We start from the raw sequence: 13,437 nt of genomic DNA on the forward strand, positions 1-13,437 counted from the left end.
GGCCCGGCCCTCCCCGGCGGCTTCGCGGCCGCGCACGGCGCAGGCGCCCCGCCGCACCACGCCTCGGTTCAGTGGCAGAGCTTCGCCTCGTGCTCCGCGTGTCCGGCCGGCTCCAGCTGGAACGTGCAGTGCTCCACGTCGAAGTGCCCGCCGATGCATCCCTGGAGTTCGTGCAGCAGCTTCTCGTGCCCGACCCCGTCCAGGACGTCCTGGCTCACCACCACATGGGCGGAGAGCACGGGCATGCCCGAGGTGATGGTCCAGGCGTGCAGGTCGTGCACGTCCTCGACGCCGGGCAGGGCCAGTATGTGCTCGCGCACCTCGGCCATGTCGACGCCCTTGGGCGCGGCCTCCAGCAGCACGTCCAGGGTCTCCCGCAGCAGCCGCACGGTGCGCGGCACGATCATCAGGCCGATGAGCAGGGAGGCGATCGGGTCCGCGTACTGCCAGCCCGTGGCCATGATGACGGCCGCCGACACGAGCACCGTCACCGAGCCCAGCGCGTCCGCCAGCACCTCCAGATAGGCGCCCCGGACGTTGAGGCTCTCCTTCTGCCCGCGCACCAGCAGGGAGAGGGAGACCATGTTGGCGACCAGGCCGACGAGCGCGAAGGCGACGGTCAGGCCGCTGCGGGTCTCGGGCGGTGTGATGAACCGCTCCACCGCCTCGAAGAGCAGGAAGCCGCCCACGCCGAGCAGCAGCAGGCAGTTGGCGAGCGCCGCCAGGATCTCGGCCCGCGCGTACCCGAAGGTCCGGTTGAGCCCGGCGGGCCGCCCCGCCATGTGGATCGCGAGCAGGGCCATGCCCAGACCCACGGCGTCGGTCGCCATGTGGGCCGCGTCGGCGATCAGGGCCAGCGAGCCGGAGACCACACCGCCGACGATCTCGACCACCATCACACCGAGGGTGATGGCGAGCGCGATCCGCAGGCGGCCCCGGTGGGCGGCGGCCGCGGTGCCGGTCGGAGGCGGACCGCCGTGCATGTGCCCGTGATCGTGCCCTGCCCCCATGGAACGCCTCCCGCGGTCGGTCGCGCACGGGAGCTCTCCCGTGCCTGTCGACGCCCCAGTCAACTACGGGTGGGGGGTATGGTCAACACGGCATTGAACACCGTTGTCATGTGCTCTGACCTGCGGAAACGCTCGCAGGTCGGAGAGGGTGCGGACGCTCGGGCGGCCCCGGCCGGCCGCGCGCGCCGGGCCTCGGCGCAGGTGCCGCGGACCCCAGGTTTGGAGCCCGGGGTGATCATCGACAATGATGAGCCTCCGGGTCTCGGCGGCATGAACGGCCGATGAATTCCCGCGCTTCTCCATCCGATAGCCTCTGCCGACGCGCCGCCGCCCCGGGGTCCGGGACCGGCCGCCGCGTCCGCCGGCACCGTCAGTCTCAAGGAGTGGGTTCGTCTGTCGACCGCCATCCTCACCGGCCCGCCGGTCCCCGGATCGTCGCTCGAAGGCGATCTGCGGTCGCTCGGTTTCGAGGTACGGACCGCCGACGGCCCCGCCGAAGCGGCCCGGCTGCTCGCCGAGGCTCCCGCCGCGGCCCGGGTCGCCCTCGTCGACCCCCGCTTCGTCGGCCACGTCCACGCCCTGCGCCTGGCGCTCACCGACCCCCGCTTCCCCGCCGCCGCCGTGCCCGGCGCCCTGACCGCCCAGCCCGCGGCCCGCGCCGCGCTCACCGGCGCGGTCCGCGGCGTCACGGCCCAGGTGCCGGCCGGTGCCCCGTCCGCCGGCGGAGCCCTCGCCGACGAGGCCGCCGCCGCGCTCGAGGCCGGCGGCACCGCCGTGCACCGCCCCGAGCTCGGCTCGCTGGTCGCCGAGGTGCCCGCCGAGGCACAGGAGCGGCACGCGGCCCGCGCCCGGGTCGAGGCCGTCGACGACGAGGCGGTCCGGCTGCGCTCCGCGGTGAAGGCCCGGGACGGTTTCTTCACCACCTTCTGCATCAGCCCCTACTCGCGCTACCTGGCCCGCTGGTGCGCCCGCCGGGGCCTGACCCCGAACCAGGTCACCACCGCCTCGCTGATCACCGCGCTGATCGCGGCCGGCTGCGCCGCCACCGGCACGCGCACCGGCTACGTCGCCGCCGGTGTGCTGCTCCTGTTCTCCTTCGTCCTGGACTGCACCGACGGTCAGCTCGCCCGTTACTCCCTCCAGTACTCGACGATGGGCGCCTGGCTGGACGCCACCTTCGACCGGGCCAAGGAGTACGCCTACTACGCGGGCCTCGCCCTCGGCGCCGCCCGCGGCGGCGACGACGTCTGGGCGCTCGCGCTCGGCGCGATGGTCCTCCAGACGTGCCGGCACGTCGTCGACTTCTCGTTCAACGAGGCCAACCACGACGCCACGGCCAACACCAGCCCCACCGCAGCCCTCTCCGACCGGCTCGACAGCGTGGGCTGGACGGTGTGGGCCCGCCGCATGATCGTGCTCCCCATCGGCGAGCGCTGGGCCATGATCGCCGTGCTCACCGCGGTGACCACGCCCCGCGTCGTCTTCTACGCGCTGCTCGCCGGCTGCGCCTTCGCCGCCTGCTACACGACCGCGGGCCGGGTGCTGCGCTCCCTGACCCGCCGGGCCCGCAGGACCGAGCGCGCCACCGCGGCGCTCGCCGACCTCACCGACACCGGACCCCTGGCGGGCGCCGTGGCACGTGCCGCGTCCGCCGCCGCCCGCCGCCTGCCGGGCGTCGTCCCGCTCGCCGCGGCCGTCGCCGGCGCCGCCGCCCTGGTCCTCTGCGCGGCCCTGGCCGGCTACGGCTCCGGCTGGACCCTCGCCGCGGCCGCCGTGTACTGCCTCACCTCCGGCATCGCCGTCGCCAGGCCGCTGGGCGGCCCGCTGGACTGGCTGGTGCCGCCCGTGTTCCGCGCCGCCGAATACGGCACGGTCCTGATCCTGGCCGCCGAGGCGCAGGTGAACGGGGCCCTGCCCGCGGCTTTCGGCCTGGTGGCGGCCGTCGCCTACCATCACTACGACACCGTGTACCGCATCCGCGGAGGCGCGGGCGCGCCCCCGCACTGGCTGGTGCGGGTGATCGGCGGGCACGAGGGGCGGGCCCTGGCAGTGGCACTGCTGGCCTTCCTGCTGGACGGCGAGGACTTCGCCGTCGCCCTCACGGCCCTCGCCGTGGCCGTCGCCCTCGTGGTGCTGACCGAGAGCATCCGCTACTGGACGGCAGCCGCCCGCGGCGGTGCACCCGCCGTACACGACGAAGGAGAAACCGCATGATCGGCCTCGTACTGGCAGCCGGTGCCGGACGGCGTCTTCGCCCCTACACCGACACGCTCCCGAAGGCCCTCGTGCCCGTGGACGGCGAGACGACGGTCCTCGACCTCACGCTCGGCAACTTCGCCGAGATCGGCCTCACCGAGGCCGCGATCGTCGTCGGCTACCGCAAGGAGGCCGTCTACGAGCGCAAGGCGGCGCTGGAGGCGAAGTACGGCCTGAAGCTCACCCTCGTCGACAACGACAAGGCCGAGGAGTGGAACAACGCCTACTCCCTGTGGTGCGCCCGTGATGTGCTCGCCGAGGGCGTGATCCTCGCCAACGGCGACACCGTGCACCCCGTCTCCGTCGAGCGGACGCTGCTGGCGGCGCGCGGCGACGGCAGGCGGATCATCCTCGCCCTCGACACGGTCAAGCAGCTGGCCGACGAGGAGATGAAGGTCGTCACCGCCGAGGGCAAGGGCGTCACCCGCATCACCAAGCTGATGGACCCCGCCGCCGCGACCGGCGAGTACATCGGCGTCACGCTGATCGAGCCCGAGGCCGCCGCCGACCTCGCGGACGCCCTGCGGGCCACCTTCGAGCGCGACCCCGACCTCTACTACGAGGACGGCTACCAGGAGCTGGTCAACCGCGGCTTCACCATCGACACGGCGCCCATCGGCGAGGTGCAGTGGGTCGAGATCGACAACCACGACGACCTCGCGAAGGGCCGTGGGATCGCGTGCCTGTACTGACCCGGCTCATCCCGTCGCCGGTCGTCGTCGACATCCGCACGGGTGCCCTCGACGACCTGGCGGGACTCCTCGCCGACCAGCGCATCTCCGCCTCCGGCAAGCTGGCCTTCGCCGTCAGCGGCGGTTCCGGCCGCGCGCTGCGCGACCGGCTCGCCCCGGCGCTTCCCGGTGCCGACTGGTACGAGGTCGGCGACGGCACCATCGATTCCGCGGTGAAGCTCGCCGACGACATCAAGGGCCGCCGCTACGACGCCGTGGTCGGCCTCGGCGGCGGCAAGATCATCGACGTGGCCAAGTACGCGGCGGCCCGGGTGGGGCTGCCGCTGGTCGCCGTCGCGACCAACCTCGCCCACGACGGCCTGTGCTCGCCGATCTCGATCCTCGACAACGACAACGGCCGCGGCTCCTACGGCGTCCCCTCGCCCATCGCCATGGTGATCGACCTCGACGTGGTCCGCGACGCCCCGGTCCGCTTCGTCCGCTCCGGCATCGGCGACGCGATCTCCAACATCTCGGCGATCGCCGACTGGGAGCTCGCCCACCGGATCAACGCGGAGCCCGTCGACGGCCTCGCGGCCGCCATGGCCCGCACCGCGGGCGAGGCGGTGCTGCGGCACCCCGGCGGCGTCGGCGACGACGAGTTCCTCACGGTGCTCGCGGAGGCCCTCGTCCTGTCCGGCATCGCCATGTCGATCAGCGGCGACTCCCGCCCCTCGTCCGGCGCCTGCCACGAGATCAGCCACGCCTTCGACCTGCTGTACCCCCAGCGGGCCGCCAGCCACGGCGAGCAGGTCGGCCTCGGCGCCGCGTTCGCCATGCACCTGCGCGGCGCGCACGACGACGCACGGCTCATCGCCGACGTGCTGCGGCGGCACGGACTGCCCGTCCTGCCGCAGGAGATCGGCTTCTCCACGGACGAGTTCGTCCGCGCCGTGGAGTACGCGCCGCAGACCCGTCCGGGCCGGTTCACCGTCCTGGAGCACCTCGACCTCAGCCACGACCAGATCAGGGACGCGTACGCCGACTATGCCCAAACCATCAGTAGCTGAACTCCGCCCCGTCGTTCACCCGGCGGGCGTGAAGGACCGGCGCAGCGGAGAACACTGGGGCGGCCGCCTCTACATGCGGGAGATCTCGCTGCGGATAACCCGGCACCTGGTCACCACCCGGATCACGCCCAACCAGCTGACCTACGTGATGACGCTGTGCGGAGTCCTCGCGGCCCCCGCGCTGCTGGTCCCCGGCATCTGGGGCGCCGTCCTCGGCGTCGTGGCCGTGCAGCTGTACCTGCTGCTGGACTGCGTCGACGGCGAGGTCGCCCGCTGGAAGAAGCAGTTCTCCCTCGGCGGCGTCTACCTCGACCGGGTCGGCGCCTACCTGTGCGACGCCGCGGTCCTGGTCGGCTTCGGGCTGCGCGCCGCCGATCTGTGGGGTCCGGGCCGGATCGACTGGCTGTGGGCCTTCCTCGGCACGCTGGCCGCCCTCGGCGCCATCCTGATCAAGGCCGAGACCGACCTCGTCGGCGTCGCCCGCCACCAGGGCGGTCTGCCGCCCGTCAAGGAGTCGGCCTCCGAGCCGCGTTCCTCGGGAATGGCGCTCGCCCGCCGGGCCGCCGGGGCGCTCAAGTTCCACCGGCTCGTCCTCGGCATCGAGGCGTCGCTGCTGATCCTGGTCCTGGCGGTCGTGGACACGGTCCGGGACGACCTGTTCTTCTCCCGGCTCGGCGTCGCCGTGCTCGCCGGCATCGCGATGCTGCAGACCGTGCTCCACCTCGTCTCGATCCTGGCGTCGAGCAGGCTGAAGTGACACGACCGCTCACCCTGGGCGCGGTGGTCATCACGATGGGCAACCGCCCCGCCGAGCTGCGCGCCCTGCTCGATTCGGTCGCCGCGCAGGAGGGCGACCGGATCGAGGTGGTCGTCGTCGGCAACGGCGCCCCCGTCCCGGACCTGCCCGTGGGCGTGCGCGGCGTGGAGCTGCCCGAGAACCTGGGCATCCCCGCCGGGCGCAACGTCGGCATCGAGGCGTTCGGACCCGGCGGCCGCGACGTCGACGTCCTGCTCTTCCTGGACGACGACGGGCTGCTGGAGAGGCGGGACACCGGGCGGCTGGTCCGGGAGGCCTTCGCGGCCGACCCGCGGCTCGGCATCGTCGGCTTCCGCATCGCGGACCCGGAGACCGGTCTCACCCAGCGCCGCCACGTGCCCCGGCTGCGGGCCGGCGACCCGCTGCGCTCCTCGCGGGTCACGACGTTCCTCGGGGGAGCGAACGCCGTGCGGACCGCCGTCCTCGGCGAGGTGGGACCCCTGCCCGGGGAGTTCTTCTACGCGCACGAGGAGACCGACCTCGCCTGGCGGGCGCTGGACGCCGGCTGGGGCATCGCCTACCGGGCGGACATGGTGCTGCTGCACCCGACGACGCCGCCCTCGCGGCACGCCGTCTACCACCGCATGGTCGCCCGCAACCGGGTCTGGCTGGCCCGCCGCAACCTGCCCCTGCCGCTGATCCCGCTCTACCTCGGCGTGTGGATCCTGCTGACGCTGCTGCGGCGGCCGACGGCGGCCGCGCTGAAGGCCTGGTTCGGCGGGTTCGCGGAGGGCTGGCGCACCCCCTGCGGGCCCCGGCGGCCCATGAAGTGGCGTACGGTGTGGCGGCTCACCCGGCTGGGCCGACCCCCTGTCGTCTGACAAGCTCGGTTCTGACAACATCTGGGCCGTAGAACACCTGCGGGACACAGAATTCCCCCGAACGCCGCGCATGTGAACACGAAAGTCTCAACTTGTGAGTGACACAACCCACGGTGCCGTCGCGACGAGCCCGGCGCCGTCACCCGACGACGGCCTCACCCCGGCGCAGCTCGCCGAGAAGTACGGCCTGGCGGTCAGCGGTGCCCGCCCCGGCCTGCTCGAGTACGTCAGCCAGCTGTGGGGTCGGCGGCACTTCATCCTGGCCTTCTCCCAGGCCAAGCTGACGGCCCAGTACAGCCAGGCGAAGCTCGGCCAGCTCTGGCAGGTCGCGACGCCGCTGCTCAACGCGCTCGTCTACTTCCTGATCTTCGGGCTCATCCTGCAGGCCAACCGGGGCATGTCGACCGACGTGTACGTCCCGTTCCTGGTGACCGGCGTGTTCGTCTTCACCTTCACGCAGAGCTCCGTGATGGCCGGTGTCCGGGCGATCGCCGGGAACCTCGGACTGGTCCGCGCGCTGCACTTCCCGCGCGCGTCCCTCCCGGTGTCGTTCTCCCTCCAGCAGCTCCAGCAGCTGCTGTTCTCCATGATCGTGCTGATCGCGGTCGTGGTGGTCTTCGGCTCGATGCCGACCTGGTCGTGGCTGCTGGTCGTGCCCGCGCTGGCGCTCCAGTTCGTCTTCAACACCGGCCTGGCGCTGATCATGGCGCGGCTCGGTTCCAAGACCCCCGACCTGGCCCAGCTGATGCCGTTCATCATGCGTACCTGGCTGTACGCGTCCGGTGTGATGTTCTCCATCCCGGCGATGCTCGCGGACCGGCCGGCCTGGATCGCCGACGTCCTCATGTACAACCCCGCGGCCGTGTACATGGACCTCATCCGGTTCGCCCTGATCGACGAGTACGGTTCCTCGAACCTCCCCGACCACGTCTGGGCGGCGGGTCTCGGCTGGGCCCTGCTCGTCGGCATCGGGGGCTTCGTGTACTTCTGGAAGGCGGAGGAGCGGTACGGCCGTGGCTGACAAGATCGACATCAACGGCGGCGCCCGGGTGCCCACGGTCATCGCCGACGACGTGCACATCGTCTACCGGGTGAACGCCGGCAGCGGCGGCAAGGGCAGCGCCACCGCCGCGCTGAGCCGGATACTGCGCCGGGACAAGGGCGAGTCCCGCGGCGTGCGCAAGGTGCACGCCGTGCGCGGCGTGACCTTCACCGCGTACCGCGGCGAGGCCATCGGCCTCATCGGCACCAACGGCTCGGGCAAGTCCACCCTGCTGCGGGCCATCGCCGGCCTGCTGCCCACCGAGAGCGGCAAGGTCTACACCGACGGCCAGCCCTCGCTGCTCGGCGTCAACGCCGCCCTGATGAACGACCTGACGGGCGAGCGCAACGTCATACTCGGCGGACTGGCCATGGGGATGTCCCGCGAGGAGATCCGCGAGCGGTACCAGGGCATCGTCGACTTCTCCGGCATCAACGAGAAGGGCGACTTCATCACCCTGCCGATGCGCACCTACTCCTCGGGCATGGCCGCCAGGCTCCGCTTCTCCATCGCCGCCGCCAAGAACCACGACGTGCTGATGATCGACGAGGCGCTCGCCACCGGTGACCGCCGCTTCCAGATCCGCTCCGAGCAGCGCATCCGCGAGCTCCGCAAGGAGGCGGGCACGGTGTTCCTGGTCAGCCACAGCAACAAGTCGATCCGGGACACCTGCGACCGCGTCCTGTGGCTGGAGAAGGGCGAACTGCTGATGGACGGGCCCACCGACGAGGTCATCAAGGCGTACGAGAAGGAGACGGGCAAGTAGTCCGTCCCCCGCCAGGATCCGAACGGGACGACCCGGGACCCGGGGACCCCCGCCGCGCCCGCGCGGCGGGGGTCCGGCGTGTCCGGGGCGGGCCGCGGCCGGCAAGTGCCGTGCGGCGTGCGGCAGTCGGTCCCGGCGGGGGCGGCGGGCCCGGGGGCGGCGGGGACCCCAGCGACGGCACGCCGCCTTGTACAACGTAAGCTGTAGCAGTGCTCATTCGCGGCAAGTGCGGATAATTCGCCGCATATGCCGCGTTGCCGATGGTCAAGGGGCCGGGAGCGGACGGCGGCGTGTCCGAAATGGGTTGTATTGGGTCGGCAGTGTAGAACGGGAGATGTGACGGCCATGACGGAAACCCTCCAGCTCCGCGAGGCTCCCGCCGTCCCCGCGGGACCGGGCGGCACCCTGTGACGGCCGCACGCCGGACGAGCGGGGCCCCCGCCCGCGCCACGCTCGACAAGGCCGCCGACGAGAACTTCCCCGTCGCCCCCTTCTTCCTGCCCCGCGCCTGGCGCGACGACCTCATGGCGGTCTACGGCTTCGCCCGCCTCGTCGACGACATCGGCGACGGCGATCTCGCACCCGGCGGCCACGACGCCCGGCTCCTCGGGGTCGCCCCCGAGAAGGCCGACGACCGGCTCGCCCTGCTCGACGCCTTCGAGACCGACCTGCTGCGCGTCTTCGGTCCCGCCGCCGAGACTCCGCACCACCCCCTGCTGCGCGCCCTGCGCCCCACCGTGGAAGGCCGCGCGCTCACCCCCGAGCCGTTCCTCGGCCTCGTCGCCGCGAACCGGCAGGACCAGCTCGTCCGCCGCTACGCCACCTGGGACGAGCTGCGCGACTACTGCCGGCTCTCCGCCGACCCCGTCGGCCGGCTCGTCCTCGCGATCACCGGCACCGCGAGCCCCGAGCGCGTCCGCCGGTCCGACGCCGTGTGCACCGCCCTGCAGATCGTCGAGCACCTCCAGGACGTCGCCGAGGACCTGGCCCGCGACCGGGTCTACCTCCCCGCCGAGGACCTGGACCGCTTCCGGGTCACCGAGGCCGACCTCGCCGCGCCCACGGCGAACGCCTCCGTCCGCGCGCTGATCGCCTTCGAGGCCGACCGCGCCGCCCGCCTGCTCGACGAGGGCACCGCCCTGGTCGGCAGCGTGCACGGCCGGCTGAGGCTGCTGCTCGCCGGATTCGTCGGCGGTGGGCGTGCCGCACTCGCCGCGATCGCCGCCGCCGGACATGATGTGCTGCCCGGACCGCCCAAGGCCGCAAGGACCGACGTGCTGCGCGCGAGCGCCGCGGTCCTGCGACGAGCACGGAGAGAGGGATGAGCCGGACGATGGAGGGACCGAACCCGATGCCTGCGCCGGTGCAGGCCGCCTACGCCTACTGTGAGGCCGTCACCGGCGGCCAGGCCCGCAACTTCGCCTACGGCATCAGGCTGCTCCCGGCCGGCAAGCGCCAGGCCATGTCCGCCCTCTACGCCTTCTCCCGCCGGGTCGACGACATCGGCGACGGCACCCTCGCCCCCGAGACCAAGCACGTGCGGCTGGAGGACACCCGCGCGCTGCTCGACCGGATCCGCAAGGGCGACGTCGAGGACGACGACACCGACCCCGTCGCCGTCGCCCTCGCCGACGCCGCCCAGCGCTACCCCCTGCCGCTCGACGGACTCGACGAACTCATCGACGGCGTGCTGATGGACGTCCGCGGCGCCTCCTACGAGACCTGGGACGACCTCAAGGTCTACTGCCGCTGCGTCGCAGGGGCCATCGGACGCCTCTCCCTCGCGGTGTTCGGCACCCAGCCGGGCGCACCCGGGGCCGAGCGGGCCCCCGAGTACGCCGACACCCTCGGACTCGCCCTCCAGCTCACCAACATCCTGCGCGACGTGGCCGAGGACGCCGCCGGCGGACGGGTCTACCTCCCCGCCGACGACCTCGCCAAGTTCGGCTGCACCGAGGGCTTCGGCACGGGACGCCCCCCGGCCGGCTCCGACTTCGCGGGCCTCGTCCACTACGAAGTCCGCCGGGCCCGGGCCCTGTTCACCGAGGGCTACCGCCTGCTGCCGATGCTGGACCGCCGCAGCGGCGCCTGCGTCGCCGCGATGGCCGGCATCTACCGCCGCCTCCTGGACCGCATCGAACGCGACCCCTGGGCCGTGCTCCGCGGCCGGGTCTCCCTGCCCGGCCACGAGAAGGCGTACGTCGCCGTCCGCGGCCTGTCCGGACTCGACGCCCGGGTCATCGGCCGCCAGGGCCACGGAGGCCGGCCGTGACCACCCGGGGCGCCTCGTCCGCCCCGACCGCGACCCGCCGCGCACCCGCCCCGCGGGCCCTGCCCGGCCGGGGCGCCGATCGCCCCCGCCGCGCCACGGGCGCCGCACGCCCCCGGCACACCACCGTGCCGCTCCCGCACGGCAGGGGGACCGCATGACGACCGCACCGGGCCGTGCCGTGGTGATCGGCGGCGGCATCGCCGGCGTCACCGCCGCCCTCCGCCTCGCCGACGCCGGCACCCGCGTCACCCTGCTCGAAGGACGGCCCCGCCTCGGCGGCCTCGCCTTCTCCTTCCGCCGCGGCGACCTCACCGTCGACAACGGACAACACGTCTACCTGCGCTGCTGCACCGCCTACCGCTGGTTCCTCGAACGCCTCGGCGCCACGGACCTCGCCCCCCTCCAGGACCGGCTCGACGTCCCCGTGCTCGACGTCGCCGCCCCCGGCGGCCCCCGCCTCGGCCGGATCACCCGCGGCGCGCTGCCCGTACCGCTCCACCTCGCGGGCGGCCTCGCCCGCTACCCCCACCTCTCCCTCGCCGAACGCGCCCGGGTGGCCCGTGCCGCGCTCGCCCTGAAGAAGCTCGACCCCGCCGACCCCGCGCTCGACGGCGTCGACTTCGCCACCTGGCTCGGCCGCCACGGCCAGTCCCCCCGCGCCGTCGCCGCCCTGTGGGACCTCGTCGGCGTCGCCACCCTCAACGCCCGCGCCCCGCAGGCGTCCATGGCGCTGGCCGCCATGGTCTTCCGGACGGGCCTGCTCTCCGAGCCGGGCGCCGCCGACATCGGCTGGGCCCGCGTCCCCCTCGGCGACGTGCACGACACCCTCGCCCGCAAGGCTCTCGACGAGGCCGGCGTGCACACCGAACTCTCCGCCCGCGTACGGCACATCGGCCGCGCCGATGACGGGAGCTGGCGGATCGACACCGGCACCGGCCCGCTCGACGCCGACGCCGTCGTCCTCGCCGTCCCCCAGCGCGAGGCCCACGCCCTGCTGCCCGCCGGCGCACTCGACGACCCCGACCGCCTGCTGGACATCGCCACGGCGCCCATCCTCAACGTCCACGTCCTGTACGACCGCAAGGTGCTGCGCCGCCCCTTCTTCGCCGCCCTCGGCACCCCGGTGCAGTGGGTCTTCGACCGGACCGGTGCCGCGGGCGTCACCGAGGGCCAGTACCTCGCCCTCTCCCAGTCCGCGGTCCAGGACGAGATCGACGACCCCGTCGCCGCCCTGAGGGAGCGCTACCTGCCCGAACTCGAGCGCCTGCTGCCCGCGGCCCGCGGCGCACGGGTCCGCGACTTCTTCGTCACCAGGGAACGCACCGCGACGTTCGCGCCCGCCCCGGGCGTGGGACGGCTCCGGCCCGGTGCGCGGACACACGCGCCCGGCCTGTACCTCGCCGGCGCGTGGACGGCCACCGGCTGGCCCGCGACCATGGAGGGTGCCGTGCGCAGCGGCTTCAGCGCCGCAGACGCTGCGCTCTCCGCGCTCGGCCGTCGCCATCGACATCCACAGGAGGAGGCGGCATGAGCACCAGTACCGGAACCAGAGGAGTAAGCGTGCCGACAGTGCCCTCGGCTCATCAGGCTGAAGACACCGCACAGACCGCAACGACCGCGCCCGGCACGGACATCGCCGCGCTGCTCGAACGCGGACGCGCCCTGTCCACCCCGGTGCTGCGCGCCGCGGTGGACCGCCTCGCCGCGCCCATGGACACCGTGGCCGCCTACCACTTCGGCTGGATCGACGCCGAGGGCAACCCCGCCGACGGCGACGGCGGCAAGGCCGTGCGCCCCGCGCTCGCCCTGCTCTCCGCCGAGGCCGCCGGCGCGGCCCCCGAGGTCGGCGTCCCCGGCGCCGTCGCCGTGGAGCTCGTCCACAACTTCTCGCTGCTCCACGACGACCTGATGGACGGCGACGAGCAGCGCAGGCACCGCGACACCGTGTGGAAGGTCCACGGCCCCGCCCAGGCCATCCTCGTCGGCGACGCCCTGTTCGCGCTGGCCAACGAACTCCTGCTGGAGATCGGGACCGTGGAGGCGGGACGGGCGACCCGCCGCCTCACCACCGCCACCCGCAAGCTGATCGACGGCCAGGCCCAGGACATCTCCTACGAGCACCGCGAGCGGGTCACCGTCGAGGAGTGCCTGGAGATGGAGGGCAACAAGACCGGCGCGCTGCTGGCCTGCGCCGTCTCCATCGGCGCGGTCCTCGGCGGCGCCGACGACCGGACGGCCGACACCCTGGAGTCGTACGGCTACCACCTCGGCCTCGCCTTCCAGGCCGTCGACGACCTGCTCGGCATCTGGGGCGACCCCGTCACCACCGGCAAGCAGACCTGGAGCGACCTGCGCCAGCGCAAGAAGTCCCTGCCGGTCGTCGCCGCGCTCGCCGCCGGCGGCCCGGCCTCCGAGCGGCTGGCCGAACTCCTCGCCGCCGACGCGAAGAGCAACGACTTCGACAGCTTCTCCGAGGAGGAGTTCGCCGTCCGGGCGGCCCTCATCGAGGAGGCAGGCGGCCGGGAGTGGACCGCCCAGGAGGCGCGGCGCCAGCACGCCGTCGCCGTCGAGGCGCTCGGCCGGGTCGGCATGCCGGAAGCGGTCCGCGCACAGCTCACCGCGCTCGCGGACTTCGTCGTCGTACGAAAGAGATGATCGCCATCACCCGCAGGACCCTCGCGCGCGCCTCCACGACGCCGCGCAGAAACGTCA

At 73.4% G+C, this 13,437-nt stretch carries 12 protein-coding genes; 11 read left to right on the forward strand and 1 reads right to left on the reverse strand.

Annotated elements, in window-relative coordinates; genetic code table 11:
* Positions 1 to 68: 68 nt before the first annotated feature.
* Positions 69 to 1,010, reverse strand: a complete 942-nt coding sequence (locus IAG43_RS28370; RefSeq protein WP_187743516.1) for a cation diffusion facilitator family transporter — start codon at positions 1,008 to 1,010, stop codon at positions 69 to 71.
* A gap of 393 nt (positions 1,011 to 1,403) precedes the next feature.
* Here IAG43_RS28370 and IAG43_RS28375 point away from each other — a divergent pair, with 393 nt between their 5' ends.
* The 11 genes from IAG43_RS28375 (at position 1,404) to IAG43_RS28425 (ending at position 13,380) form a co-directional block, all read left to right on the forward strand.
* Entirely contained in the window at positions 1,404 to 3,224 is a 1,821-nt protein-coding gene (locus IAG43_RS28375) for a DUF5941 domain-containing protein (protein WP_187744686.1), read from the forward strand.
* A complete protein-coding gene (locus tag IAG43_RS28380; protein WP_187743517.1) occupies positions 3,221 to 3,958 on the forward strand; it encodes a phosphocholine cytidylyltransferase family protein in 738 nt (245 codons plus the stop codon). The genes IAG43_RS28375 and IAG43_RS28380 overlap by 4 nt, the downstream gene beginning before the upstream one ends.
* Positions 3,946 to 5,007, forward strand: a complete 1,062-nt coding sequence (locus IAG43_RS28385; protein ID WP_187743518.1) for an iron-containing alcohol dehydrogenase family protein — start codon at positions 3,946 to 3,948, stop codon at positions 5,005 to 5,007. The genes IAG43_RS28380 and IAG43_RS28385 overlap by 13 nt, the downstream gene beginning before the upstream one ends.
* On the forward strand, positions 4,985 to 5,764 hold the full coding sequence (locus IAG43_RS28390; protein WP_187743519.1) for a CDP-alcohol phosphatidyltransferase family protein: 780 nt from the start codon (positions 4,985 to 4,987) through the stop codon (positions 5,762 to 5,764). Before IAG43_RS28385 ends, IAG43_RS28390 begins: the two co-directional genes overlap by 23 nt.
* Positions 5,765 to 5,799: 35 nt before the next feature.
* Positions 5,800 to 6,645 (forward strand): glycosyltransferase family 2 protein, encoded by an 846-nt coding sequence (locus IAG43_RS28395; protein ID WP_187744687.1) that lies wholly within the window; start codon positions 5,800 to 5,802, stop codon positions 6,643 to 6,645.
* Between the two features lie 94 nt (positions 6,646 to 6,739).
* The gene (locus tag IAG43_RS28400) at positions 6,740 to 7,666 is read left to right on the forward strand and encodes an ABC transporter permease (protein ID WP_187743520.1); all 927 of its coding nucleotides are present in this window, start codon (positions 6,740 to 6,742) and stop codon (positions 7,664 to 7,666) included.
* The gene (locus IAG43_RS28405) at positions 7,659 to 8,453 is read left to right on the forward strand and encodes an ABC transporter ATP-binding protein (RefSeq protein WP_187743521.1); all 795 of its coding nucleotides are present in this window, start codon (positions 7,659 to 7,661) and stop codon (positions 8,451 to 8,453) included. Before IAG43_RS28400 ends, IAG43_RS28405 begins: the two co-directional genes overlap by 8 nt.
* A gap of 407 nt (positions 8,454 to 8,860) precedes the next feature.
* A complete protein-coding gene (gene hpnC, locus IAG43_RS28410) occupies positions 8,861 to 9,778 on the forward strand; it encodes a squalene synthase HpnC (protein ID WP_187743522.1) in 918 nt (305 codons plus the stop codon).
* Positions 9,775 to 10,725, forward strand: a complete 951-nt coding sequence (gene hpnD, locus IAG43_RS28415; RefSeq protein WP_187743523.1) for a presqualene diphosphate synthase HpnD — start codon at positions 9,775 to 9,777, stop codon at positions 10,723 to 10,725. Before hpnC ends, hpnD begins: the two co-directional genes overlap by 4 nt.
* Before the next feature lie 154 nt (positions 10,726 to 10,879).
* Positions 10,880 to 12,256, forward strand: a complete 1,377-nt coding sequence (gene hpnE, locus IAG43_RS28420; RefSeq protein ID WP_187743524.1) for a hydroxysqualene dehydroxylase HpnE — start codon at positions 10,880 to 10,882, stop codon at positions 12,254 to 12,256.
* Complete coding sequence (locus IAG43_RS28425; protein ID WP_187743525.1) at positions 12,253 to 13,380, forward strand: polyprenyl synthetase family protein; 1,128 nt, start codon at positions 12,253 to 12,255, stop codon at positions 13,378 to 13,380. Before hpnE ends, IAG43_RS28425 begins: the two co-directional genes overlap by 4 nt.
* Positions 13,381 to 13,437: the final 57 nt, after the last annotated feature.

This window comes from Streptomyces genisteinicus, from assembly GCF_014489615.1.
Classification (GTDB): Bacteria; Actinomycetota; Actinomycetes; order Streptomycetales; family Streptomycetaceae; genus Streptomyces; species Streptomyces genisteinicus.